The sequence below is a fragment of the Microcoleus sp. N9_A2 genome (genome assembly GCF_036701775.1).
GTDB lineage: Bacteria > Cyanobacteriota > Cyanobacteriia > Cyanobacteriales > Microcoleaceae > Microcoleus.
Genome location: NZ_JAUBRH010000003.1, coordinates 67,192 through 92,299 on the forward strand (window position 1 = coordinate 67,192; position 25,108 = coordinate 92,299).

Below are 25,108 nucleotides of genomic sequence, written 5' to 3' on the forward strand. Positions count from 1 at the left end.
TCTTATGATAATTTCTGCCCCTGGCAACTCTGCGAAAATCAAGCCATTTTTTGCAGAAATCCTTGATTGGATTTAGCTTTCATGCTGAATGCAAGAACACCAACTACCAGCATCAAAACAACAATTGTTCTCCAGTGAATCAAAAAAGGCAAACCCGCAGCTAAAAATATCCGTCTCGGAAAAAACAGCAGAAAAACTAAAGCAATACTGCCGATTGAAGCTTTGCGGTTATTCTTGCTGCAATACAGCCACAGCGATGTCACAATCGGGAACAAACCTACATAATCATAAACGTGAGTATATCCCAGAAAAGTGAAGGATATACCCATCAGCAGAGCCAAGACATCTTCTCGATTAATTTTATTGCGGAATACCCACAGCAGAACCGCTAAAATTACTGCCACAATCTTGATAGCCGGTATCTTCAAGCCGAAAGAAGCGAAAAGACTTTCCATACCAACTTTATCTTGAAACCCCGGTTGATTGAAAGGCAAAGAACTATAGCTGTCTTGAATTCCTTGATGCCATGCTGCCAGCATCCCAACGGGCCCGCCGTACAGCACCAATGGGTAAGCGCTCATAATTGTAACCGTTGCGAAGGCTACAGCTAATATTTTCCAGTTCCGTTCTAGCAAAAACCAAATACCGAGCAATAAGCATAGTTGTGGCTTAAAACTGGCGATACCTAAACAGATTCCTGCCCATACAAATTTTTCCCGTTGGCTGAAAAACCAAGCAGCCATGGTCGCAGAAAAAGCCATCAAAGAAGTTTGACCCATCCACACAACGTGGGCCGTGAATGGGTTGCCGATAATTATCGCAGCCATAATCCAACCGCCCAGGTGATTTTCACTATTATTTTGATGTTGATTGACGGTACGAACAGTCATGAAAATAATAGCTGCGATTGACAGCAAGTTGAGTAATAGCCAGACGAATTTGGCAACAGAGTAATCAAAAATACCGACCAACATACACAATGCGGCTGATTGAGGAGGATAAAAGAAAGCGGCATTTTCCAGACCGTCAATTTCCTTTATTCCTGCTACACTTTTAGTCAGCATATCGTGGTTGTAGGCATTCAAACCCGTCAGCCAAGCACGTCCAGCAGCATAAAGGACGGCACCGTCAGCATTGAGCGAGCCGTCTCTGCCAATCCCTACTATGCCGAAACAAATTAGAGATAATATACTGACGGCTAAAAGACCTAAACCAAAGTTCCGCTTAAACGATTCTGTCATCGAATTATCTCCGATTTTGTTAACGAATTGAGCAACTACGTTGAGATTGCAATATTAATGGCTAAAGTTTTAACACAGCATATAGTTAGTTGCAAAAAAATCCGAGTAACTTAATTTAACTTAATAAAAATAAATGTTGGGTGAAGCAGAAGATTTGGTATCGAAAAAAACAATATTGGCAATCTCAACAGTTTCGGTATGGCGATCGCCCTTAAGACAGTTGGGTTTGGGTGCGCGACATTGGTAAACTGGGCGGTGTAGAATTATAGATCGAACAGGTAAGCCCGTGCTAGACGAACAAGCTAAAAAGACCATCTTGCGGAAAATCCCTCACGGATTGTACATCTGCGGTGTCAAAGACGGGGAGGAAGTCAACGGTTTCACCGCTAGCTGGGTGATGCAATCTTCCTTTACCCCTCCCTTAGTTGTCAACTGCGTCAAGCAAGACTCCAAATCCCACGCCATGATCAAAGCCAGCGGTGTCTTTGCTTTGAGTTTCCTAGAAGCAGGGCAAAAAGAGTTAGCCCAGAAATTCTTTAAACAGCAGCGCCGCGTTGGCAATAAATTTGAGGATGTAGAATTTTATCCGGGCGCGGAAACTGGTTGTCCGATTATCTCGGATTCTCTGGGTTACATCGAGTGCAAAGTTGTCGGTGCTGTGGAACACGGGGATCACACGGTTTATGTGGGAGAAGTTTTGGCAGCCGGCGTCCACCGAGAAGGCAATCCGTTGCTGCTAGAAAGCACCGGTTGGAATTACGGCGGCTAAAGACTTGGCAGTTGGCAACTGGCAGTTGTCAGTTGTCAGTTGTCAGTTGTTAAGTGAGGCGAGTTAAAATTAATAAAAAATCGGCGACAATTTTGTCGGCATTTTCTTCTGTCAAAATTGGTACGTGTACGAAAATACATTTGGTGCTAAGTAGAGAATCTGCAAGGTGTTTTAAAACTGCATAATAGAGGGCTTCGCATACAAATTTTCCTGCTTCGTGACTGATTTCGGTTGCTGCTAAATCAGCGACTAGCGGTTCGAGATTAACTACGGTTTTCAGAATGTCGCGATCGCAACAAGCGCAAGATTCTACGGTTAATTTTTGCCGACTCTCGGCCATGCCGCAGCAGATAATAGTGTCGGGTTGGAGTTGGTTGATTTTGGCGATCGCTAAATTAGGTGCTAGCTGAAAATCTACTGGCAGTTTCCTCAAAAAAGTCAGGGAATCAGGCAAAGATTTGATTTGGGAAATCTTGGCTAATAAATCGTCCGAAGAGTTGGATTTCTGATGGGGAAGCCAAGTATCAAATGAGGTGAGCAGGATTTTCGCCGTCATATTTGTGCAATAATACTGATATTGATAATATAAGGCAAGTAAGTCAATGTCTGTCATTGCAGTAGTGGACTATGACATGGGCAATCTGCACTCGGTCTGTAAAGGCTTGGAAAATGTGGGTGCAGTACCAAAAATTACAGATTCTCCTGCTATAATCGAGCAGGCGGATGCGGTGGTTTTGCCGGGGGTGGGTTCCTTTGACCCGGCAATGCAGAATTTACGATCGCGCAATTTGATAGAACCGATAAAAAGTGCGATCGCCTCGGGGAAACCTTTTTTAGGCATTTGTTTGGGTTTGCAAATTCTATTTGAAAGTTCCGAAGAAGGCGTAGAACCGGGATTGGGCGTTATTGCGGGAAAAGTGCGCCGATTTCGCTCGGAACCGGGTTTGACAATTCCGCACATGGGATGGAATCAATTGCAATTTACTCAGGCGAATTTGTCGTTGTGGCAAAATTTACCGTCCGATCCTTGGGTTTATTTCGTGCATTCTTATTATGTCGATCCAGTTGATTTGGAAGTGCGATCGGCAATTGTGACTCACGGTAGTCAAAATGTGACGGCGGCTATAGCTAAAGGCAATCTGATGGCTGTGCAATTTCACCCGGAAAAGTCTTCGACTACGGGATTGCAAATGCTGTCAAATTTTGTCAGTCTGGTGAGGGAAAAAGTACCTGCTTAGGTGGCATGAGTCTTGAAAATCCCGGTAGATTGCCGAAACTGGGTTTGACATTTTTAAAAGTATTCTTCCTTCCGGACATCCGTTACATCTGAGATGTTGCACCATTCTCAATTACTTGTTTAGGAACAGGCAAGATGCCTGTTCCACAAGAAAATTCACTCTTTGTGGAACAGGCATCTTGCCTGTTAAGCGAGAATGGTGCAAGATGTGAGTTACATCCGTTACATCCGTTACAAAATCCGTTGCCGAACTTCCTTCTTCCTAAATGAGCCTGAGAATCTGTGGCAATCGCCAAATCAAAACCCTGCCGGGACTCGCAACTCGCCCTACACCTTCGCGAGTCAGAGAAGCTTTATTTAATATTTGGCAAGGGACGATCGCAGATTGCAGATGGCTTGACATTTGTACCGGCAGTGGTTCGATGGGTGCAGAGGCTTTGTGTCGGCAAGCCGCGAGTGTCACCGGTATCGAACAGTCGGCGAAAGCTTGTGCAATTATCCGCGAAAACTGGGAGCAAGTAGCAGACTCATCCCAAACATTCCAAATACTGCGGGGAAACGCGACGGCAAAATTGGCAACACTAGCGGGACAGCAGTTCGATCGCATTTACTTCGATCCGCCCTACGCCAGCGACTTGTACGAACCTGTGTTAAATGCGATCGCCAGCCAAGAAATGCTAGCACTCCTCGGCGAAATCGCGATCGAACACAGCCCGGATCGATCGACACAAGCGATTTCCGGCCTAGAAATTTGTCGCCACAAAGTATACGGCAATACAGCATTAACCTTCTATACCCGCAGTTGCTGATCGGCTCAAACCGCAGCAGCGTAACGCCTGGAGGCAGAAAGAAACCGGCTTTGATGGCATTGGGGCGCCGGGGACTAAATGTTTTTCCCTTGGATACAATACAAATTTTTCCGAGGAAGTTAAGCTTTGTGCGTAGGTTGTCAAAGCAAGTTGCTTCAGCAATTGACGAAATAAATGGAGTTTAGGCTGAAAATAAAGACTTTCAGTTGTAACATGAACCCAAAGTGTGAGTGTGAATATTCCTAAAGGAGTGAATATGGTTCAGACACCTTCGCGCCCTCGTGGCAGCGAGTTTCCGGCTGTTAACTCGGTACAGCCAGCCAAACGCGATACGATTCTGCTGGGAAATAGCCTCTCCCTGCCAAATACAAAACTATTTGGCACAGACGGCATTCGCGGGAAAGTTGGAGAATTGCTGAATGCACCCCTAGCGCAGCAAGTTGGCTTCTGGGCTGGGCAAGTTCTACGCCAAAATTCCCCTAACCAGGGGCCTGTGATTTTGGGGCAAGACAGCAGGAATTCCAGCGATATGCTGGCAATGGCACTGTCAGAGGGCTTGACGGCCGCCGGTTTGGAAGTGTGGAATTTGGGATTGTGTCCCACTCCCTGCGTTGCTTATCTGGCAAGCGTTTCGGAGTCAGTCGGCGGAGTGATGATTTCAGCCAGCCACAATCCCCCAGAAGACAACGGCATTAAGTTTTTCGGCTCAAACGGCTCGAAGCTGTCGCAGCAGTTGCAGGAACAAATCGAAGCGGGAATCCGGGGGGCAAAGGTTCCGGTTGCTAGCTTGGGTTGGGGACACCACTACCATCGCTCTGAGTTGGTGAAAGATTATGCCACTTCGCTCTGTGATTCGCTGCAACAGATGAATTTGGAGGGAATGCGGATAGTTTTGGATTTGGCTTGGGGGGCGGCCGCGGGTTTGGCGCCGGCGGTGTTCGCGCAAATGGGTGCGGATGTGATCTGTTTGCACGACTCTCCTGATGGATCTCGTATTAATGTTAACTGCGGTTCTACTCATCTCGACAGTTTGCAAGCGGCTGTTTTGGAACACAATGCCGATTTGGGATTTGCTTTTGACGGTGATGCCGATCGAGTTTTGTGTGTTGACAACCAAGGTCGATCGATTGACGGCGATTACATTCTTTATCTGTGGGGCCGGCAGTTGCGCGACTCCGAACAGTTACCATCCAATTTAATTATTTCTACTGTAATGGCTAACCTCGGCTTCGAGCGAGCTTGGGAAGAATTGGGGGGCAAACTAACTAGAACCAACGTCGGAGATCAGTACGTTCACGCTGAAATGCAGCGCACCGGTGCGATGTTGGGCGGCGAACAGTCGGGACACATTCTTTGTCCCCATTTCGGTATTAGTGGCGACGGTTTGCTGACAGCTTTGCACTTGGCTTCGCTGGTGCGCCAGTCCGGGCAATCTTTGGCACAATTGGTAAGTGGCAGTTTCCAAACTTATCCGCAGTTGCTGCGAAATATTCGGGTGGACGATCGCGAAAAACGCTTGAAATGGCAGGAGTGCGAGGCAATGCAAAGGGCGATCGAACGTGCTACAACTGCAATGGGAGAACAGGGACGGGTTTTGGTTCGCGCTTCTGGCACTGAACCGCTAATCCGAGTTATGGTGGAAGCTGCCAGCGCCGAATTGGTTAATTTCTGGACTGAAAATTTAGTTTTAGCCGTTCAGCAACACATAGCTATCTGATGGAAATGGGGAATTGCTAAAACTTTTGAATTTTGAGTTTTGAGTTTTGAGTTGAAATCCTTTAATTCAAAATTCAGAAATCAAAATTTCTAACTATTAATTTCTAGTTTTAATCAACTTCTCCAAAAATAACGAGTGGGGCAGGCATCCTGCCTACCCTTAACTTTATTTTCACTCAATTGTGTGATGATGATTTCTGTTGTGATACCCACCTACAACCGCGAGCAGCCCCTGCGAGAGACATTGGCTGATGCAATCCGGCAAAATTACCCGAATTTTGAAGTGCTGGTAATCGATCAAACTCGCACCCACGAATCAGAAACTCAAATTTATTTAGAGGAATTGGCAAATGCTGGCAAAATTCGCTGGTTTAGAGTAGATTGGGCGAGTTTGCCTGCTGCTCGAAATTATGCAGTGCGACGCGCAGTTGGAGAGATTATTTTATTTCTTGATGATGATGTACAATTGCCAGAGGGTTTTTTGGCGGCTCACGCTGGCAACTATTTAGAAAAACCGGATGTGGGATGTGTGGCGGGCAGGGTTTTTGACAGAATGAAACTGGATAATTCTGGAGGCGATTTGGCGATCGAATATTTGCCAAAAGAAGCGATGGATGCGGGCATTGCCTGGTATTTTATCGATTTGGTGCATACAGTAAAACCGCAGCAGGTGCTCTCGGCTAGAGGCTGCAATATGTCATTTCGCTCCTCAGTTTTTGCCGAGTGCGGGCTGAGGTTTGACGAGCGGTTTGCAGGGAGTGCGGTGCGGGAGGAGTCGGATTTTTGTTTGAGATTGCGATCGACTCGCATGAAAATTTGGTACGATCCCAATGCGTGTTTAGTTCACTTAGGGGAAGAGAGCGGCGGATGTCACGATGTCAGCACGCGATCGATCGAATATCAAATCACATTTTATCACAACCATTTCCTCATGGGATTAAAAAATTTAACAGCCTTTCAATGCCTGCGATTTTTCACCAAACTCTTTGACTGCCACGTTTTGGGGAATCCGCCTTGCCATAAAAGTCGATCGCCCATTAAAATTATAACTAGATTTGCTTTTTATATCTTGGGTTTTCTCAGTGCTATAAATACACTAACTCAATCTCTGTGGAATGATGGACAAACTTATAGCCATCAAGACAAGATTAACGAGCCATAATTACCTATTCCCCCTTCGCCATTCCCAATAAATGAGAATTCTCGTTGCCAGCCACACCTATATTGTGGACATTAATCGGGAAAAATTCAAGATATTAGCCAACCTAGAACCCGATATTGAAGTAACAGTTGTAGTGCCGCAGCGTTGGAAACCCGGAGGCGTACAAAATAAAATTATAGAAACGCAATTTTATCAAAAAGGCTCATTTAAAGTAGTTCCAGTCTCCAACTTTAGTCAAAACAATCAAGGATTGCTAACTTTTGGTACAGATTTAATTGACCTTCTGCTGAAAATTCAACCGCAGATAATTCAAGTTGAACAAGGTTCAAAATCTATCGCTTGCGCTCAGTTAATCTTACTAAATAAACTGCTCAAACTGCAAGCAAAAAATATATTATTTACTTGGTGGAATCTGCCTTATCAATTGAATTGGCCGGTTTCAGTATTAGAAAATTACAATCTTCAGCACACCGACGGAATTATTGCAGGCAACCTAGATGGAGCTAAAATTTTGCGGCAGCGGGGCTATCAAGGTGTATTGAAAGTAATGCCACAACTCGGAGTAGATGAAACTTTGTTTCGCCGCACTGGTAAAGACGCTGATTTATCGCGTAGGTTCGGCATTGAACCCACCGATTTTGTGGTAGGATTTGTAGGGCGATTTGTCGAAGAAAAAGGACTTTTAACTTTAGCTGAAGCCTTGGCAGGGTTGAAAAAAAGCTCTTGGAAGTGGCTGTTAGTAGGACAAGGGAAATTGCGAGCCCATCTCGCAGAAAAATGTATTGAATGGGGCATCAGCGACCGAATCATCTGGGTAGAAAGCGTTTCCCACGAAGAAATCCCCCCCTACATTAACTTAATGAACTGTTTGGTATTGCCCTCGCAAACCAGCTATAAATTCAAAACTTTGACCGCTGTGGGCTGGAAAGAACAATTCGGTCACGTTTTAATCGAAGCGATGGCTTGTAAAATTCCGGTTATTGGTTCCGACTGCGGGGAAATTCCCCACGTCATCGGCGATGCGGGGTTAGTATTCCCCGAGGGAAATGCAGGAATTTTGCGAGAGTGTTTGCAGAAATTGATGGAGCGGCAGGAGTTGGCGGCCGATTTGGGCGATCGGGGTTATCATAGAGCGATGAGCAATTATACAAATAAAGCTTTAGCTGAGCAGTTGTTGGAATTTTACAAAGAATTGTTGTAACTGTTAGCAGTATAATGCAAGTGTTAAATAAAAACTGTAGTAAATGTCTATTCCTTCCGATATACGACCTTTGGTTGACGAACTTTACCAGGTACTAGACGATACCGAGCGCCAAGCAACCCAGGGACTTTTTGCACTTAGAAGAGCCATGTCTCTTTTTCCACAAAATGAAATACTGATGCAATACTTTTCTTCGATCAGTAATTTTCAATTTAACGTAGCAGGTGTTCGCTTACAAGCCGAGCACATTGTGGGCAATGTATTGATGGCTGGTGTGCCCGATGAAGATGTTCAAAAAGCAGGAGATTATTTAGCAGCCTTGCTAAAGATGGCTCCTGAATCGAGAATTATGATTGACAAAGTAGTTGAGAGATTAGAAGCATTGCCATGAAACAATTACCAGATGAAAGCCTACTGCTGGAAATCCTTGAAATTGTGAAAGCTGCGGAAGCAAAAGCCAGTGAAATGTATGAATTTTCCAAAACAATGGCTCACAATACCCAAATTACAGCAACAAAAAGAGAGGAAGCTGAACAGCTAGACGGGCAACCTTTTCCAGATAATTAAATTTGTAATGGGAGATGTTGGTATTTTGATTTAAATAACTATCCCTAATGCGGATTCTCCAAATTATCCCCTCAATTTCCTTGGTATACGAAAGTTGCAGGGCTTACGCATGGGGCGGCTAGAAACCTGGTTTCTACGACTTTCTCCCTCATCAATCAGGAATAAAACTGTTAAGTTCTTCGACTAGCAAATGTACTGTTGTTGAAGGATTATCACTTTCAGGATTGGGGCGATCGTATTCAATTAAAAGCCGTTTTGCGTGTTTAATTGTATCTTGCTGTTTGTCTTTTAATTCCTCATAAATCGTATCGCTGTTTTTCTTATATTCGTGTCCCAATTTATTGGTTAGCATATTTTGATAACGCTGGCGAGAAATTCCCGTATTATAAAAATGGAAGTGCAGCAAATACCACAATTCAAAAGCATCATTTGAATAAGCTACGTCAATGCCGTTATTTCTTGCAAGAGTTATGGCTGAATTAAAATTTTGCAAGTCGTTAGGATTTTTAGGGTTTTTATCGCGATCGAACACGCACCAAAATCGGTCTGTTTCGTCGGATTCTGTGTCGTTTTTTAACTCAATAGCTTTTTCTACTAAACTCTTCGTATTTTTTCCTTCTCCTTTGATATCCAGCTTAATTACCTTTGTGTCTACCGGGAAACTTCTAAAATAGTTGGGTTCGGTTTTCTCGCCTTCGCACACGATTAAAAACCATCTTCTAGTTTTAACCTTTCTCTTGTAGTAATCAATATTTGTTCTTCGAGACGAACTTTGTCTATTCATGAAGTTCACCTATGAGTTCTTTGAAATTACCAATAAAAGGGATAGCGCCATACTTACCCATAATGTAATCGCGCTCAAATGAGGCATCTTTTCCGACTTTGTACTCTACCAAAGAATACAAATCAGTAGCGCTCTTGTTATCCTTTTCAGTAAACCATATTTGATCCCTGCGAAAAGTCTTGCTGCTGAGCAAGTTTGTATCGTGTGTCGTAAATATAAGCTGTGCGTTGTGCGGATTAGTCTCGCTAGAATTGAATAAGCAGATTAATTCGCGAGTAATCAGCGGATGCAGTCTGGCATCAAGTTCATCAATTAATAAAATTTTTCCTGTTCTTAAAGTATCCAGGAGAATACCTGCTAATGCAAACAGTTTGTTTGTCCCCTCAGATTCGTGCTTTTCGATATCGAATATTACCTTAGAAGTCTGCTTACCGTCAGCATCATATTTTGGGTGAACTGTGTGCACGTACACCGTAGTTTTGGTTTCAGAGTTAGGGTATAAACTACCATAGGAACCGCCGTATTTTGCTGTATTATTAGAAATAGAAAATACAGCAGGACCTGGTGGAATGTGGATCTTGGAATCAAAAACATCTAAAATACCTAAGTCTAATTTTTTGATAAATTCAATAATATCGTGTCTGTGCCCAGCGTTCTCGAAAGACTCCAAGGTTTCTTTGCGGTATTGTGTATCTTGCAAGCCTGATATCAATTGCAAATTTTTACTGAACCACAGCAATATTTTGCCAGAAATTTTACCATTAAATTGTGCGACTACAGAAAGAAATAAAGCATTACTTCGGGTTTTATCGCTAATGCCTTGTCCCTCTGGGAAATCATCTAATATATAATTATCAAAATCCCGTTCAAAAAGCATTTTTTCTTCACTGTCATCAGCTTGAAATAGCCACTCAGAAATAACTTCCCGCGCGTTCACCTCAAAACCGTACCTAAAACTTTTCTCTTCTAGTAGAAAAACGATTTCAAAGAAAGACGGCTCTTTTTCTGTCTCGGTACTTAGCCTGAATGCTTCAATATCGATCGCGTCTGAAATTTGCGTTTCTTTGGATGAGTTGAGGACAAACCATTTCATAAAGTTAAGAGCAGCGATAAGATTGCTTTTGCCACTTGCATTAGCTCCATAAATAGCAGCACTTTTGAGTAAGCTTAACTTATCATTAATTGGGAATACATTATTTTCGTCCAGCTCTTTGTCTTCCTCAGTAATTGACGAAGCTACCATGCTGAGGGTGACAGTTTCTTTAAAAGATTTGTAGTTGCCGACGCTGAATCCAATCAGCATAACTTGCCTCCGATCGCCTAAATTAGTATAAGGTGCAAATTTTGCAATTCTTTCTATGATAACACAACAAGCTACCCCAACTAACAACAAGTCGTAACCATGCGAATTATCCAAATTATCCCCTCAATTTCCCTCGTCTATGGCGGGCCGAGTCAAATGGTACTCGGACTTTCTGCAGCCCTCGCGGCCAAAAACATTGATGTCACCATTATCACCACAGATTCTAACGGAGATATCGGTCAACTTCCTTTAGATGTTCCTCTAAATCAACCAATAAAACAAAACGGTTATCAAATTATTTATTTCCGCTGTTATCCTTGGCGCAGATATAAATTTTCACTCTCGTTATTGCAGTGGTTAAATGAAAATGCGCGACAATTTGACCTGGCGCACATTCACGCTCTTTTTTCGCCAGTAACTACCCTTGCGGCTACAATTGCTAGATATCACAAGTTGCCATATATTATGCGTCCCTGCGGTATGCTTGACCCCGCAGACTTGCAGAAAAAAAAACGCTTGAAACAGATTTATGCCACGCTTTTAGAACGCCATAATTTAGCAGGGGCAGCCGCAATTCACTTCACAAGTAAAGAAGAAGCTAAAATCTCAGAAAGATTTGGTTTGAACTGCACAGGCAAGATGCCCGTGCCACGGGATTTGGACTGCACAGGCAAGATGCCTGCGCCACGGGATTTGGTGATTCCATTGGGGGTGACAGCAGATTTGTTTCCTAAGAGATTGCGACAATCTCAAGTGCCAACCATCTTATTTATGTCGCGAATTGAACCTAAAAAAGGGCTTGATTTGTTAATTCCAGCATTAGAAAGTATTTTGGAATCAGGCATAGAGTTTCACTTTATTTTAGCTGGTTCAAATCCCCAAGATGCTGAGTATGAAACACAAATTAAAGTACAAGTTGAGAATTCAAGCTTGGCAAAATACACAACAATAACTGGCTTTGTGAGCGGTGATTTAAAAGTTGAACTATTGACAAAAGCTGACTTATTTGTGTTGCCTTCTTATTACGAAAACTTTGGCATTGCTGTTGCAGAAGCGATGGCCGCTGGTGTACCTGTCGTAATTTCCGATCGCATACATATTGCGGAAGACATACAGCAAGCAGAAGCTGGTTGGGTGGGGCCTTTGGAAGTAGGGGCGATCGCCAATTCAATCAAATCAGCACTTCTCAATCCACAGGAGCGCCAACGGCGCGGATTGAATGGCAAAGAGTATGCTAAAAAGTATTATAACTGGGAGGCGATCGCCCAACAAACCATCGATGCTTACCAGGAGATTTTGTCATCTATAGCAGAAGGAAGAAGGAAGAAGGAAGAAGGAAGAAGGAAGAAGCAATAAAATCAATCGTTTCAGCCATTAACAACGTTCTAACCGTCTTGGCGGTTGCTATATTGACTAATGCGAGGGGGGTTTACCTTTTACTTCTTCTCCTGCTGGAATTTCTTGTGCTGCTGGTATCATAATTTGCAGGCGAGATTTTTTCAACGCTCCTATTTCAGCTAAAATACTTGTCAACAAAACTCTTTAATCCAGCTTGATATCCTTCTCCTACCGCCTGAAATCTCCACTCTCCATTCTTTCTATAAAAACGACCAAATTCTACAGCAGTCTCTCGCGAAAAATTATCTTTTAATTCATAACGAACAAGTTCGCTTCCTGTATCCAAATTGGTAATTTTGATAAAAGCATTTTTGATATTGCTAAAATTTGCCTTGATTTTATCTGCTTCGTGAATAGTGGCCACAAAAGTTATTTCCTCAATTTCAGGATTAACTCTTTCTAAGATAACGCCGTAAATAGTCTTATTCTCTTGATTTCGGTTGTTTTTGTCAGGAATCGATTGCAGTACCGAACTGTCAAAGGATTGCAGATTATTGTAAAAGATAAAATATTGCTCGTTAGGTATTTTGCCGTCAGCACCTAGCATAAACGCCGAGACATCAATCTCGTAGCTTTGTCCTGCCTCAGTTACCTGCCAACCGAGGGCGATCGCCATTTTTTTTAAATCCGGCGCTTCTATAGAGATATTAAATCTCTCACCTTTACTTAATTGCATTGCCATTTGCTTATTTGTCAAACATACAATTTTATAGTCCTAATGTTAATATTAAATGGCACAAGAACTTTCATATTTGATAAAACTTAATATTTTTTTATAATAGCGGGCTAGATTTAAAATACGTGCTGCATATATCTGACTTTAGTGAAATTAACTTAGCTAGGATTACGTAAGTAAAAACCGGGCTTTCTACAAAGCCCGGTTTCTACTATAGAACTTAATTTGACTCTACTTTTGAGCATTTTCAGAACTAGGTGGCAACGTCACGAAATTGCCAAAAGCTCCAACCGTTTGATAGCTTTTTTTGCCCAGTTCTGTTGTATAAATGCTGACAACGCCTAAATTCTGACGCTGCGTTGTATTGTCGAGCAAGCTTTCGATCGATCCCCGCTGCGAAGTCAGCAAAGTCTCTGCAACGCCACTCAAAGCTTTGGGTACGCGAGAATCATTGCGCACAGTGTTTTTAAACTCGGTTTCGAGTACGCCGGAAGCATAAGTTAGGTATTTGTCTCTCGGAGGATTTGTAAATACCATGCCAGCAGCCAGAACAGTTAGCGCGATCGCGACTTTTCCCACATTGCCGAAAAAATTAGAAGTTGACTTGTTAGTATTCATTGCGTTATCAATAATCATTTTTTTTAGCCCCGTTGAGTTATAAGCTTCTCTTGATTTAAACTACACGTTTCCAGAAACCGATTTCAGAAAGGAGGGGACAGTTTTTAGATTGGAGGCCCGTTGCGAGTAAGTCTCTCACTGGTTTACCTTCCTTTTACGTTTCTCCCTCCCTCAAATCCGGTAAATCTTCAACAAAACATTTAGCTGGTTCCCAGGCAGAGCCTGGGGACGAGGAACTTAAACTTAGTTTCGCTGAGATTTTTGTCGATCGATCTCCCGCTGCAATTCTTCAATCTGACGGCGCAAAGCCTCCGTCTCGCTGTTAGGCGCTTGGGACTTCACATCAACCGCACCCTCAGCTACAGCCCGCTTGTAGTTTCCCAGCTTAATTTGGCGGTATTCCTCAGAAGCGGCCCAGTCTCGCAAATACCGCAGGCGCTCCACCGGGAAAGGGTGACTCAGCATCACGCCTTGACCGCCGTTGTACAGTAAAAATTTATACACTTGATTGAGATTGTCGCGATCGAGCTCTTGATAGTTATCAGACTGGCGGATAAATTCTTGCAAACTGCATTGGTCAGCATATTTACTGCTAACTCCCGCAAGTTTCATCATCGTCTTCATCACGCTATTCAAATCATCAGTTACTAACAAAGCCGCCCGATCTGCGGATAATTCCGCCTTGCGCCGCCACTCATAAAAAGCGTAAATTAAACCGCTTCCGACCATATTTCCCAGCCCGAAAGTCATCTCGCCAATGGTCGAGGCGACGCTCATCGCCCACATCGCCATTTGATTTAAAATTGGATGGCCGCATTTTATGTGTCCCAACTCGTGAGCTAGCACTGCCTTGATTTCTGCCTCGTCCAATAAGTCTAAAAGACCCGTATTTAACACTATGTAAGGCTGGTTTTTTCCTAGGGCGTAGCTGTTAACTGCGGGATTTTGAGACACAAACAAACCCGGTTCTGGAAAAACATCTAAATCCTGCACGCACTCCCGAAATATGTGATAAATGCTGGCATACTGGCGCGGCCCGACCTGAATGCTATTTCCCATTAAGTAAACGAATTGCGGTCGTTCGTAGATAAATTCTACAAATTTGCTGGCAATTAAGTCAAATCCCGGTACGCTGCGTAACGCTTCTTCGGCTTGGCGATCGAGGGGATGCTGAAATGCTTCGCTAGAAATTCCAGTATAAGTAGGCATGGTTGTTGCAAAAATTACATGAATAAAATCAGTATACTGAACCGCTGGCGGTACAGACGGACACCTGACTTTTTTGGGTTCTGATTAAATACTGACAAATTAATTGGAAAATTGTGTTGAGTCGATCGACCAAACTTGCGAACACCCACAAATCCTAAAAATAGCGTTAAAATTGTTTTTCTGCTACAAGGGCGATCGACCAATATCTTTCGCCGTCTGTGAATCAAAAATAAAAACGTGAAATAATGGCTATCCTGCAACTCGAAAACGGTACAACCTACACTCAATTAAGCGATATTGCGCGCGAACTCGCGCCTTTAAACATTCAACTCAACCGCTGGCCCGTGGGTGACAGCGCTGAAATTCTGGAATTGCTAGCGAAAGATGCTCTTGACGACAATCAAAAAGAGCAAATCCTGCAAGCCCTCGACGGCTACTTTCAACAGTTGTCGGAAACCGCAGGCTATCAAGAGCGCGACTTAATCGTACTGCACCCAGACATTCCCAACATCGACACCGTGCTGTCGAAATTCAACAAGTGCCACATCCACGCTGACGATGAAGTGCGTTATATCGTAGCAGGCGAGGGCATTTTTGGCTTCGTGCGGCCCGACGGCAGCCAAGTGGAAGTCACAGTGCAGCCGGAAGAATTTATCAACGTACCGGCGAATACAGAACATTGGTTTTATTTGACTGCGGCCCGGAAAATTAAAGCTGTGCGATATTTTACCACCACAGAAGGCTGGACGCCGGAGTATACGGATACGGAAATTCGATCGCGCTTAGCTACTGTTTGAAAAGAGTTGACAGTTGACGGTTGACGGTTGACGGCTATCCTCAAATCATCTAAAAATCCTCAAATCCAGCCTCAAACTTTGTGATTTGAAGATCGCAAAATACTCAAAGCAACCGCCTCCGCCACCTTAATCCCATCAATCCCCGCCGACAGGATTCCACCCGCATATCCCGCACCTTCCCCAGCAGGATAAAGGCCTTCTGTATTCAAACTCTGATAATCTTCCCTGCGCTTAATCCGAATCGGCGAAGAAGTGCGCGTTTCCACCCCAGTTAAAACCGCATCATCCATCGCAAATCCTTTGATCTGTTTGTCAAAAGCCGGAAGCGCTTCGCGGATGGCTGCGATCGCAAAATCCGGCAAACTTTCGCTCAAATCAGTCATCACAACCCCCGGCGTATAAGAAGGCTGCACGCTTCCTAGCGTGATCGAAGGGCGATTCGCTAAAAAATCTCCTACAAGCTGCCCAGGGGCGCTGTAAGTACCTCCTCCTAACTCAAATGCCCGTTCTTCTAGGCGACGCTGAAATTCAATTCCCGCCAAAGGATGACCGGGATAATCTTCCGGCGTGATACCCACCACAATCCCGCTGTTAGCATTGCGTTCGTTGCGAGAATATTGACTCATCCCGTTAGTGACAAGTCGCCCCGGTTCCGACGCAGCAGCCACTACCAAACCACCGGGACACATACAGAAACTGTAAACAGAACGGCCATTTTGGCAATGGTGCACCAGTTTGTAATCGGCGGCACCCAAAAGTTTGTGGGCCGCGCGATCACCAAAACGACAGCGATCGATTAACTGCTGCGGATGTTCCACCCGAAAACCAATAGAAAAAGGTTTAGCCTCGATGTAAACACCGCGCGAAAACAACATTTCAAAAGTATCGCGGGCGCTGTGTCCCACCGCCAATACTATATAATTACTCGCAATATATTCTCCGCTGGCTGTGGTAATTCCCTGCACTTTGCCATTTTCGATATGGATATCTTCTACACGAGTTTGAAAACGAATTTCTCCGCCTAACGATTCAATTTTTGCCCGCATACTTTGGACAATTCCTACCAGTTTAAAAGTGCCAATATGCGGCTTATTAATATATAAGATTTCCGGTGAAGCTCCCGCATTCACAAGTTCCGTCAGCACCTTGCGCCCGTAATGCTGGGTATCTTTAATTTGGCTGTAGAGTTTACCGTCGGAAAAAGTACCTGCACCGCCTTCGCCAAACTGAGCGTTAGATTCTGGGTTGAATTCGGTTTTTTTCTTCCAAAATCCAAAGGTGTCAACTGTGCGATCGCGCACTGCTTTGCCGCGTTCTAAAAGGATGGGGCGAAATCCCATTTGTGCCAGCATCAGGCCTGCAAAGATACCGCAGGGCCCCGTACCGATCACAATGGGGCGGGGAACGGTCAAATTGCTGGGGGCTTCGGCTACATAGCGATAATTCATGTCTGGTGTTACCGTGACATGAGGGTCTTTTTTGAGGCGTTGCAGATGTTGTTTTTCCTGTGTCGTTTCCACATCCACAATATAAACAAGGACGATTTCTGCTTTTTTGCGAGCATCGTAGCTGCGCTTGAAGATGGTATAGCTGAGCAATTCTTCGGGGGGTATTTGCAGCTTTTTGAGAATGCTGTCGGCGATCGCATCTTCAGGATGATCTAAGGGAAGTTTGATTTCGGTTATTCGTAACATATAGTAGTTGTCAGTTGTCAGTTGTCAGTTGGTAGGGGCGGTGCCCCCGTGCCCGCCCTCTTAGTTGTCAGTTGGGGCGGTGGATGGTGCGTGCGGGCCCTCTTAGTTGGTAGGGGCGGTGCCCCCGTGCCCGCCATCTTAGTTGTCAATTGTCAGTTGAAAAATTGAATAAAATCAGTCGAATAAAAGTATTTAGGAATTATGCACGGGTAGCTAAAAAGCGTTTTTTTCTTCCAAAACCCGGTTATGAGAGTCGGAGTGCGATCGCGAATTTTATTATAACTATTTGACTGGACATTCTATGGGCGATCGCCCGTCGATTTTAGATTTTAGATTTTAGATTTTAGATCGGATAATTGCATAAGCGTTACAATAAACAAAAAATTAAGTTTTGTAAAGACCCTTGACTGCAACATTCACATTCAAAAACAACCAAACCTGGCACGCTCTCAACCCCCTGTGGGAAGGAGCAGAAGACGCAGTAAAGAAGGGTTTGCCCCACACCAAACTAGCACCGGCGTGGCAAATAATGCTGCTAGGCGACGGTTCCCCCACCCGTCACCTGCAACTGCTGACAGGGGAACCCACAGAAGTAGACGTGATCGATATGTCCTTAGTGGGTGAGGACGCAGACGGCGCACCCCAGCAAATTGTCGCCGTTCCAGGGCCCCGCCTGCGCCGCCAAGTGTGGCTGCGGACAGCTTCGGGACAGCGCCTCGCCTACGCGACTTCTTGGTGGGAAGCGAGTCACGTAGATGAATATTTGCAAAATAAATCTTTGCCAATTTGGGCAAGTTTAGCGCGGCTGCGGACAGAATTGTATCGCGACGTGCAAGGCATTTATCTCGGCGATTCGGCGGTTTTGGAGTCTGCTTTTGAACAATCGGGGCCTTTTTGGGGGCGACACTATTTGTTTTGGCATCACGGGAAGTCGCTGACTCTGATTTATGAGGTGTTTTCACCTTATTTAACTAAGTATTTGGGGCCGATGCACTTGGATGTTGATTCATAAAATGCGATCGCTCTTCGAGAACCCTGTTAGATCAAATATCGGAATTATCGACCTCTCTGTTCTCTTCCTCTGCGTTCTCTGCGTCCTCTGTGGTTTAATCCTTCAGATTCATAGTTGTTTGCCAAAATTTCACTCGCAAACCGTCGCGCGGGTGCGGAGTCGGTACTCGGATTAAATTCAAATCTTGATCCGGTAAAAGCTCCCATTCGCACTCCCGAACCATCCTCGCCGCAAACAATTTCATTTCCAAGCGGGCGAACTCTTTTCCCAAACATTCCCGCAAACCGCCGCCGAAGGGTACGTAGCTGAAAGGTTTCGCATTTGTCGATCGATCGCCCGTAAATCGATCGGGATCAAAGCGATCGGGTTCGGGATAAACTGCGCTATCCTGATGCGTCTGATTAATTTCATACAAAACGCTCCAACCCTTGGGAATTTCGTAGCCACCGAACTCGCAAGCCTTAATTACCTGCCGAAAACCGCCTCCCACCGGCGGCACCAAGCGCAGCACTTCTCGCATCACCTGCTCTAAATAAGTCATTTGTTTGAGCTGTTCCAAAGTTAGCGGTTCAGTTGCAGGAAACTGCTGTTGTTCGGCGCGAATTTTTGCCATTACATCGGGGTTTTGAGCCACCAGAAGACAAAAAGAGGCGATCGCCGAAGTCAGAGTTTCGTGTCCCGCAAACAACAGCAACAGCACTTGATCCTTCAACTCCTCCAAACTCAGAGAAATGCCCTCATCATCGCGAGCGCTAATTAGCAAACCCAAAGCATCATTACCGCCGGGGGTTCCTTGCTGTCTGTCACGAATAATATTTTCTAGTTCAGCTAACAGCAACTTTCTGCCATTTTTAGCTTTGCCAAACCGAGTAAAAGGCAAATCCAAAGGAATAGAAAATAAACCATCCGAGAAAATCTCAAAATAATGTCCTAGCGCAGTATCCGAACCATTGTCAATTCCAACTAACAGCTTACTTGCAACATCAAAAGTATAATTTCTCAGTTCGGGATACCACGCAAACTCGCTCATTTGAGTCCACCTTTGCAAGTAGCGCCCCGTGATATCTTTCATCCCGCCGATGTAGCCCGCCAGAGCTCGCGGTTGAAATGCTTGATATAGTAGCTTGCGTCGATTTTGGTGTTCCGAACCCGTTTGCAGCGCCAAGGAAAGCGGCCCTAACAGCGCTTTGGTGCTAGGAGGCCAACTCACAACAAAATACTGGTTTTCATTGCTTAAAACAAACAAATTCGCCTCCTGGCCGCACACAAACACGGTAGGTTGTCCGAAGATGCTGGTTTTGAAAATTGGCCCGTACTGTTGGTGGCGTTTTTTGGCAAACTGAGAATCTTTCAAAAAGTTGAGAGTATCGCCAATTAGCGGTAAACCTAAACTGCCTGGAGGTAATGCCATTTTAGATTTTAAATTTTAGATTTTTAATATTATATCAAACTCTGAGGACTAAAGTCCTCACTACAAACCTATTTAATTTTCTATTCTTTTAATCGGAATCTCGATCGCAAATTCAGTACCTTTCCCGACCGCCGAAAAACAGTTGATTTTACCTTTGTGTTTTTCGACAATAATTGAATGGGAAATTGCTAAACCCATCCCCGTACCCGAACCGATCGGTTTTGTAGTATAAAAAGGGTCGAATATCCGCTGCTTGATTTTCTCGGCGATACCTGAACCGTTATCAGCAATTCTAATCGCAACGCAAGTACCTTCTACCTCTGTACGAATGCGGATAATTCCCGGATTTTCGGGCGGATATTGTAAAGCGTCGATCGCGTTAGCGATAATATTCATAAACACCTGATTCAACAGTCCGGCGTAGCATTCCACCAGTGGCAATTCTCCGTATTCTTTAATGACTTGAATTGCAGCGCGATGGTACTCCCTACCCGCTACGCTAACAAGCTGAGCTTTCAGACGGTGTTCTAAAATCATTAACGTGCTGTCGATACCTTCGTGAATGTTAACCTTTTTCATGTCAGATTCATCGAGGCGAGAGAAATTCCGCAAACTCCGCACAATATCCCGGATGCGAGTTGCTCCCACCTGCATGGAAGATATCATTTTCGGCAAGTCGTCTAACAAGAAATCCAGCTCTAAAACCTCTATTTCTTCTTGAAGAGCTGGAGAAGGTTTCGGGTATTCATCTCGATACATTTGTAGCAGTTTCATCAAGTTTCGGGTGTATTCTTCTGTGTAGGTAAGATTGCCGAAAATAAAGCTGACTGGGTTATTGATTTCGTGGGCAATTCCTGCTACCATCTGACCGAGACTGGACATTTTTTCGGCTTGGACGAGTTGAGTTTGAGCTTGCTGGAGTTCGCACAGAGTTGCTTCGAGTTGGGCAGTTTGTTCTTGCGCGATCCGCGCTGAATCGACGCTTTGAGTGTAGAGTTCTGCTTGATTAATGGCGATCGCCAATTGATTGCCCACCGCCACTAACAGTTCCACTTCCTCATCGCTCCAACACCGCACACTGCTAGAAGCACTACAGCAAATCAGCCCGATTTTACCAGCAGATGTTTGAACCGGAATGTTCAGCAGAGAGTGGAATCCTATATAACTGAAAAACTCCCGCTCGACTGGATCGGTAACAGTCTCAAAATCATCGATCCGAATTATTTCTAAATTGGCAATTCGCTCGGCATGAGAACCAGTTGCACCAATAGGAAATAAACCCAACACCGAAGGTAAGCTGGCATTTTTCGCCTCGTACTGCACAGCCCAAACTGGCGGCAATGCGTCAGGCAAATACCAAATAAACAGACAGCGATCGAGTTGCAGCAAGTCGCGAATCTGCTCCACAGTTGTCGCCAAAATAGTATCTAAATTCAACGATTTGCGGATATTGCTAGCTAGTTGGTTCAGCAGCGCTTCCTGCTCCGCTAATTTGCGGAATCTCGCTTCCGACTCTTGCAACTGTCTTTGAGATTCTTTTTGTTTTGTAACGTCCAAACCTAAACCAATTAAGCCGATCGCCCTGCCACAATCATCTTTGATTTGAGTTTTAATTGTCTCCACCTGGTGATACTCGCCGTCAGCCAACTGGAGCAATTCTTCAGAATAACAGGGAGTCTCTTGGCTCCACGCTTGCGCGTCAGATGCCATGCAGTTAGCAGATGCTTCTAATCCCAAAACTTCGGAATAGTGAGAAGCTGCCAAAAATTGATCTTCGGATACAGCGACATCTTCGCAGAAAGTTTTGTTAACTAATAACATCCGCCCGCTAGGATTTGCCATCCACACCCAGATCGGAGCGTTATCAATAATTGTCCTCATAGTTTGCTTTTGGGCGGCGAGAGCCATTTCTGTTTGTTTGCGCTTGATTCCCAAGGCGATCGAATCAACACTTGATGCTAAAGCAATTAGTATTGATTCCTGCAACTCATGGCGAGCAAACATCACGATTACTCCCAGCAACTGATTGTCAACAATTAGCGGATATCCAGCAAAAGCTACCATTCCTTCTCGTTTCGCCCATTCTTTGTCACTGACTAGGGGATCTGTTTCCACAAAATTAGTGATGTGAGGTTTTCGCGATCGGGCGATTAAACCAATCTTGAACTGGCCGACAGCAATGCGGCTGTGAGCGCCGTCAATATGAGTATAGATCCCCCCACTTGCTTGCAATTCCAAGACATTTCCCTGTTCGTTCAGCGTCCAAATCCGAGCAAACGCAGCATCCAAATGGCGCACAACTGCATCGGTGCATTGTTGCAAAGTGGCCGGTAAACTCTGGTTTTTAGTTAGAGCAATTCCAATATCTGCTGTGAATAAAGAAATTTTCAATTGTTCTGCTAAACTTTGTTCTGCTTTTTTGCGCTCTGTAACATCCGTAGCAGCACCGAGACGCTGCTTGATTTTTCCCTCTGCAGTTCTGCTAAATACAATTTCGCGACTGACGAACCAGTGCCAATTATTTTGTTTGTCGCGCACCCGATATTCGTATTCAACAACCTCGTCGTCGGGAGTATTTTTTAATTGCTGCAAATATTCGGGAAATTGAGCTAAATCTTCAGGGTGGATAATGGTCGGCAACAGATTGCGGCCCATTGTGGCAACTTCTTCGAGGCTATAGCCTAGAGTTTCAGCGAGTTCGCGGTTGCTGTAGACATTTCGATGCTCGATATCATCGTAAACATAGAGAATATTTGGAGTTGCATTAGCAATGCGCTCGACAAAATGCTGGCTCTCTTGCAGGGCTGCTTCTGCTTGTTTGCGATCCGTAATGTCGATCGAATTACCAATTATGCGGTAGATGCTGCCAGAGGCATCCCGCAGCGGTGTCAGAGTGACGATATACCAGCGTTCTGCGCCTTCCAACTCGGCGCTGGTTTCGTAAGCAATCGAGCTGCCGGCTGTCAAACAATCTACGTAACTTTGTCGAAAAATTGCTGCTATTGGCGGGGGAAAAATTTCTTCTGGGGTTTTGCCTTTGAAATCGGCACTCAAAATACCTGTAGACGCTTCTGCAGCAGCATTCCAGCCAGCGTAGCTAAACTCTCTTTCTGCGCCGACATCTATTACGAAAATAGGTTGATTAGAGCCGTTATAGATGCTGTTTAAAAATTCTTCTTGTTCGCGCAATTGGATTTCGGCTTTTTTGCGTTCTGTAATGTCGCTTGAACTGCCGACAATGCGATAAATTTTGCCCGAAGCATTCCGCAGGGGAGTCATAGTTGTTATAAACCAGACTTCTTTACCGTCAAAAATAACGGGATATTCGCGGGAAATCGAGCTGCCTTTTTCCAGACACTCGATGAAATTCTGCTGGAACATTCCTGCGGTAATTGGATCGAAAAGCTCTTGGGGAGTTTTGCCGCGGCCGAATTCGCTGCTGATGCCGCCGAGTAATTCGGCTGCTAGGTTCCAGCCGGCGTAGCGAAACTCTCCATCTGCGCCGATATCTATTACGAAAATGCTGTAGTCTACGCCGTCATAAATGCTGCCCAAAAATTCTTTTTGCTGCTGTATTTCTTGTTCTATGATTTTGCTCTCTGTAATATCCGAGTGTATTCCCACCCACTGGCGAACGCTGCCGTCTGCGTTCAATAGGGGCACACCGCGCACGCTCATGTACCTGTACTCGCCGTCGTGCCGCAGCAAGCGGTGTTCTATTTGGTATAAGGTGCTGTTGGCAAGTGCATCAGACCACATCCTGGCAGTATATTCTCTGTCGTCTGGATGGACATGATTGAGCCACCCCCATCCTTTGATTTCGTCGTAAGTCGCTCCGGTGAATGCACTCCATCCTGTTTGTTCGGTGACAAATTCGCCTGCTGCTTTAGTATCCCAAACAATTTGGGATGTGGCTGTAATTAAGCAGCGATAGCGTTCCTCGCTTTCTTCCAAGGCTTTTTCTGCTTGTTTGCGATCGCTAATATTGCGAGCAACTCCGACTACACCGATGATGTTTGCGGCTCGATCGCGCAAAGGACTTTTGGTAGAGAGAAATGTTCGGATGTTACCCTCGCTATCTTTTCCTGCTTCCTCGATCGTTTCCTCAATCCCAGATTGCCACACCCGGCGGTCATTTTCCACCAGCATATCTGCAATCTCCGGCGGAAATAATTCTGCATCTTTTTTGCCAATAATTTCCGATTTTGGCAAGCCAATAATGGCTGCAGCCTGAGAATTTACCAATAGGTGGCGGCCCTGAATATCTTTGACAAAAATGCTGTCACCTGTACTTTCGATGACGCTTTCCAAGAGGATGTTTTTTTCTAGTAGCGCGGCTTCTATTTCTTTGCGATCGCTGATGTCGCGAGATATGCCCACAACGCCGATAAATTTTCCTTCCGAGTCACGCCAAGGGTATTTCGCTGTGAGAAACGTTCGCACAACTCCGTTTTTTGGTATATCTTCTTCATAAGTAAAACATTCTCCCGTAGCAGTCACTCTGCGGTCTCCTTCGATAACTTGAGCGGGTATTTCACCGGGAAATAATGCTGAATCGTCTTTGCCTATAATGGCCTCGATCGGTTTTCCAGAAAATTGAGCTACTGCAGAATTTGCGATCGCGTACCGGCCTTCAAGATCCTTGACAAAAATCAGATCCGGCGTGCTTTCTATCACGGAACGCAAAATAGAATTGCTGTGTTGGAGAGACTCTTGGGCTTGTTTGCGATCGGTAACGTCGCGGCCGATCGCGTACATCAATTCTTCTTCGCAGAAAGGGCTCACAGTCCAGGCTACCCACTTGTAAGACCCATTTTGACACAGCCAGCGGTTTTCAAAACCAACGCTACTGTTGCCCGCAGCAATGCTTTCAGCTTCTTTGATAGTAGCTTGGCGATCGTCTGGATGCACGAATTCAATGAAGAGTTGGCCAACCATTTCGGCTGGGGAATAGCCGAGGATTTTTTCTGCTGCTGGGTTGATGCGTTTGAAATAACCGTCAAAACCAATGACGCACAACATATCTGGCGAGAGACTAAAAAAGCGATCGCCCTCGTCAGTTTTGCCCGATTGGCGATCGTTTTTCTTAGCAGCAGAGTTGTTCCATCCCGCTGCTGCAGCCAGCAGGACAATATTTGCTATTACCAAAAATGCCAGGGCGATCGGGCGATCGTACAAACCACAGGCACCGCTTGCTACCAGCCACCCGTTTAGTAGCAACAGTACGACTATCAAAACTGAGAATTGGCTGCTGCGGGCGATCGTCCCTAAGTTGATGTTTTTTTTATACAGCATTCTGGATTTAGTCTTTTGTTTTCTGTTGACTTCTGCAGCCGTGATTTCTCTCAACCGCATTTGCAGAAAGTGCAACAATTTATTATTTCTTTTTTTGATATGAACTGAATCTGTCATTTTTTCACTCCAAAATCAAGAGGAATATTGGCTGTTAAAAACTTAAAATAAAAATATCTAAATATTGTAAAATATTTTAAATTTGCGAATTT

The 25,108-nt window shown here is 44.7% G+C and carries 21 protein-coding genes; 11 read left to right on the forward strand and 10 right to left on the reverse strand.

The window, feature by feature from the left end; translation table 11 throughout:
- Positions 1–38 precede the first annotated feature (38 nt).
- The gene (locus QUA44_RS02675; protein WP_333248044.1) at positions 39–1,241 is read right to left on the reverse strand and encodes a glycosyltransferase family 87 protein; all 1,203 of its coding nucleotides are present in this window, start codon (positions 1,239–1,241) and stop codon (positions 39–41) included.
- Positions 1,242–1,527: 286 nt separating this feature from the next.
- Between QUA44_RS02675 and QUA44_RS02680 the strand changes: the two genes are divergently transcribed.
- Positions 1,528–2,010 carry a flavin reductase family protein gene (locus QUA44_RS02680; protein ID WP_333056840.1) on the forward strand — a complete coding sequence of 161 codons (483 nt, stop codon included), beginning with the start codon at positions 1,528–1,530 and terminating at the stop codon, positions 2,008–2,010.
- A 49-nt stretch (positions 2,011–2,059) separates the two neighbouring features.
- Here the strand turns inward: QUA44_RS02680 and QUA44_RS02685 are convergent, their stop codons facing one another.
- A complete protein-coding gene (locus QUA44_RS02685) occupies positions 2,060–2,623 on the reverse strand; it encodes a pyroglutamyl-peptidase I family protein (protein ID WP_445243623.1) in 564 nt (187 codons plus the stop codon).
- Between QUA44_RS02685 and hisH the strand changes: the two genes are divergently transcribed.
- The 7 genes from hisH to QUA44_RS02720 all read left to right on the forward strand — a co-directional run bounded on the left by hisH (position 2,613) and on the right by QUA44_RS02720 (position 8,702).
- Positions 2,613–3,248, forward strand: coding sequence for an imidazole glycerol phosphate synthase subunit HisH (gene hisH / locus QUA44_RS02690; protein WP_333248046.1), 636 nt, complete (start codon positions 2,613–2,615; stop codon positions 3,246–3,248). The two genes, QUA44_RS02685 and hisH, sit on opposite strands and share 11 nt — an antisense overlap.
- A 265-nt stretch (positions 3,249–3,513) precedes the next feature.
- Positions 3,514–4,056: a 16S rRNA (guanine(966)-N(2))-methyltransferase RsmD gene (gene rsmD / locus QUA44_RS02695; protein WP_333248048.1), complete on the forward strand. Its 543-nt coding sequence runs from the start codon at positions 3,514–3,516 to the stop codon at positions 4,054–4,056.
- A 256-nt stretch (positions 4,057–4,312) separates the two neighbouring features.
- A complete protein-coding gene (gene glmM / locus QUA44_RS02700; RefSeq protein ID WP_333248050.1) occupies positions 4,313–5,773 on the forward strand; it encodes a phosphoglucosamine mutase in 1,461 nt (486 codons plus the stop codon).
- A 186-nt stretch (positions 5,774–5,959) separates the two neighbouring features.
- Positions 5,960–6,934 carry a hormogonium polysaccharide biosynthesis glycosyltransferase HpsN gene (hpsN, locus tag QUA44_RS02705; protein WP_333248052.1) on the forward strand — a complete coding sequence of 325 codons (975 nt, stop codon included), beginning with the start codon at positions 5,960–5,962 and terminating at the stop codon, positions 6,932–6,934.
- 31 nt (positions 6,935–6,965) lie between these two features.
- On the forward strand, positions 6,966–8,135 hold the full coding sequence (gene hpsO / locus QUA44_RS02710; protein WP_333248053.1) for a hormogonium polysaccharide biosynthesis glycosyltransferase HpsO: 1,170 nt from the start codon (positions 6,966–6,968) through the stop codon (positions 8,133–8,135).
- Between the two features lie 43 nt (positions 8,136–8,178).
- On the forward strand, positions 8,179–8,526 hold the full coding sequence (locus QUA44_RS02715; RefSeq protein ID WP_333248055.1) for a hypothetical protein: 348 nt from the start codon (positions 8,179–8,181) through the stop codon (positions 8,524–8,526).
- The gene (locus QUA44_RS02720; RefSeq protein WP_333172903.1) at positions 8,523–8,702 is read left to right on the forward strand and encodes a hypothetical protein; all 180 of its coding nucleotides are present in this window, start codon (positions 8,523–8,525) and stop codon (positions 8,700–8,702) included. The genes QUA44_RS02715 and QUA44_RS02720 overlap by 4 nt, the downstream gene beginning before the upstream one ends.
- A gap of 151 nt (positions 8,703–8,853) precedes the next feature.
- Here QUA44_RS02720 and QUA44_RS02725 read toward each other — a convergent pair whose 3' ends face one another.
- Positions 8,854–9,486, reverse strand: coding sequence for an RloB family protein (locus tag QUA44_RS02725; RefSeq protein WP_333248058.1), 633 nt, complete (start codon positions 9,484–9,486; stop codon positions 8,854–8,856).
- Positions 9,479–10,903 carry an ATP-binding protein gene (locus tag QUA44_RS02730; RefSeq protein ID WP_333248059.1) on the reverse strand — a complete coding sequence of 475 codons (1,425 nt, stop codon included), beginning with the start codon at positions 10,901–10,903 and terminating at the stop codon, positions 9,479–9,481. Before QUA44_RS02730 ends, QUA44_RS02725 begins: the two co-directional genes overlap by 8 nt.
- Between QUA44_RS02730 and hpsP the strand changes: the two genes are divergently transcribed.
- On the forward strand, positions 10,889–12,145 hold the full coding sequence (hpsP, locus tag QUA44_RS02735) for a hormogonium polysaccharide biosynthesis glycosyltransferase HpsP (protein WP_333248061.1): 1,257 nt from the start codon (positions 10,889–10,891) through the stop codon (positions 12,143–12,145). The genes QUA44_RS02730 and hpsP overlap by 15 nt on opposite strands.
- Before the next feature lie 157 nt (positions 12,146–12,302).
- On the opposite strand, the gene QUA44_RS02740 is transcribed toward hpsP, so the two are convergent.
- From QUA44_RS02740 to QUA44_RS02750, 3 genes are all read right to left on the reverse strand, one after another.
- A complete protein-coding gene (locus QUA44_RS02740; protein WP_333248063.1) occupies positions 12,303–12,863 on the reverse strand; it encodes a TerD family protein in 561 nt (186 codons plus the stop codon).
- Positions 12,864–13,094: 231 nt separating this feature from the next.
- Complete coding sequence (locus QUA44_RS02745; RefSeq protein WP_333248065.1) at positions 13,095–13,499, reverse strand: DUF4359 domain-containing protein; 405 nt, start codon at positions 13,497–13,499, stop codon at positions 13,095–13,097.
- 225 nt (positions 13,500–13,724) lie between these two features.
- Positions 13,725–14,690 (reverse strand): M48 family metallopeptidase, encoded by a 966-nt coding sequence (locus QUA44_RS02750; RefSeq protein ID WP_333248067.1) that lies wholly within the window; start codon positions 14,688–14,690, stop codon positions 13,725–13,727.
- 245 nt (positions 14,691–14,935) lie between these two features.
- Here QUA44_RS02750 and QUA44_RS02755 point away from each other — a divergent pair, with 245 nt between their 5' ends.
- Entirely contained in the window at positions 14,936–15,487 is a 552-nt protein-coding gene (locus tag QUA44_RS02755; protein WP_333248068.1) for a 1,2-dihydroxy-3-keto-5-methylthiopentene dioxygenase, read from the forward strand.
- Positions 15,488–15,558: 71 nt separating this feature from the next.
- Here QUA44_RS02755 and QUA44_RS02760 read toward each other — a convergent pair whose 3' ends face one another.
- The gene (locus QUA44_RS02760) at positions 15,559–17,181 is read right to left on the reverse strand and encodes an NAD(P)/FAD-dependent oxidoreductase (protein WP_333248070.1); all 1,623 of its coding nucleotides are present in this window, start codon (positions 17,179–17,181) and stop codon (positions 15,559–15,561) included.
- Positions 17,182–17,584: 403 nt separating this feature from the next.
- Between QUA44_RS02760 and QUA44_RS02765 the strand changes: the two genes are divergently transcribed.
- Positions 17,585–18,193 carry a chorismate lyase gene (locus QUA44_RS02765; protein ID WP_333248072.1) on the forward strand — a complete coding sequence of 203 codons (609 nt, stop codon included), beginning with the start codon at positions 17,585–17,587 and terminating at the stop codon, positions 18,191–18,193.
- A 94-nt stretch (positions 18,194–18,287) separates the two neighbouring features.
- Here QUA44_RS02765 and QUA44_RS02770 read toward each other — a convergent pair whose 3' ends face one another.
- Positions 18,288–19,604: a cytochrome P450 gene (locus tag QUA44_RS02770; protein WP_333248074.1), complete on the reverse strand. Its 1,317-nt coding sequence runs from the start codon at positions 19,602–19,604 to the stop codon at positions 18,288–18,290.
- Positions 19,605–19,676: 72 nt separating this feature from the next.
- Entirely contained in the window at positions 19,677–25,016 is a 5,340-nt protein-coding gene (locus tag QUA44_RS02775) for a PAS domain S-box protein (RefSeq protein ID WP_333248076.1), read from the reverse strand.
- Positions 25,017–25,108: the final 92 nt, after the last annotated feature.

Bases quoted from the DNA above. Each gene is read 5' to 3' on its own strand.
- QUA44_RS02675 (WP_333248044.1), bottom strand. From the start codon at position 1,241: ATGACAGAATCGTTTAAGCGGAACTTTGGTTTAGGTCTTTTAGCCGTC.
- hisH (WP_333248046.1), top strand. From the start codon at position 2,613: ATGTCTGTCATTGCAGTAGTGGACTATGACATGGGCAATCTGCACTCG.
- QUA44_RS02685 (WP_445243623.1), bottom strand. From the start codon at position 2,623: ATGACAGACATTGACTTACTTGCCTTATATTATCAATATCAGTATTAT.
- rsmD (WP_333248048.1), top strand. From the start codon at position 3,514: ATGAGCCTGAGAATCTGTGGCAATCGCCAAATCAAAACCCTGCCGGGA.
- glmM (WP_333248050.1), top strand. From the start codon at position 4,313: ATGGTTCAGACACCTTCGCGCCCTCGTGGCAGCGAGTTTCCGGCTGTT.
- hpsN (WP_333248052.1), top strand. From the start codon at position 5,960: ATGATGATTTCTGTTGTGATACCCACCTACAACCGCGAGCAGCCCCTG.
- hpsO (WP_333248053.1), top strand. From the start codon at position 6,966: ATGAGAATTCTCGTTGCCAGCCACACCTATATTGTGGACATTAATCGG.
- QUA44_RS02715 (WP_333248055.1), top strand. From the start codon at position 8,179: ATGTCTATTCCTTCCGATATACGACCTTTGGTTGACGAACTTTACCAG.
- QUA44_RS02720 (WP_333172903.1), top strand. From the start codon at position 8,523: ATGAAACAATTACCAGATGAAAGCCTACTGCTGGAAATCCTTGAAATT.
- QUA44_RS02725 (WP_333248058.1), bottom strand. From the start codon at position 9,486: ATGAATAGACAAAGTTCGTCTCGAAGAACAAATATTGATTACTACAAG.
- hpsP (WP_333248061.1), top strand. From the start codon at position 10,889: ATGCGAATTATCCAAATTATCCCCTCAATTTCCCTCGTCTATGGCGGG.
- QUA44_RS02740 (WP_333248063.1), bottom strand. From the start codon at position 12,863: ATGCAATTAAGTAAAGGTGAGAGATTTAATATCTCTATAGAAGCGCCG.
- QUA44_RS02745 (WP_333248065.1), bottom strand. From the start codon at position 13,499: ATGATTATTGATAACGCAATGAATACTAACAAGTCAACTTCTAATTTT.
- QUA44_RS02750 (WP_333248067.1), bottom strand. From the start codon at position 14,690: ATGCCTACTTATACTGGAATTTCTAGCGAAGCATTTCAGCATCCCCTC.
- QUA44_RS02755 (WP_333248068.1), top strand. From the start codon at position 14,936: ATGGCTATCCTGCAACTCGAAAACGGTACAACCTACACTCAATTAAGC.
- QUA44_RS02760 (WP_333248070.1), bottom strand. From the start codon at position 17,181: ATGTTACGAATAACCGAAATCAAACTTCCCTTAGATCATCCTGAAGAT.
- QUA44_RS02770 (WP_333248074.1), bottom strand. From the start codon at position 19,604: ATGGCATTACCTCCAGGCAGTTTAGGTTTACCGCTAATTGGCGATACT.
- QUA44_RS02775 (WP_333248076.1), bottom strand. From the start codon at position 25,016: ATGACAGATTCAGTTCATATCAAAAAAAGAAATAATAAATTGTTGCAC.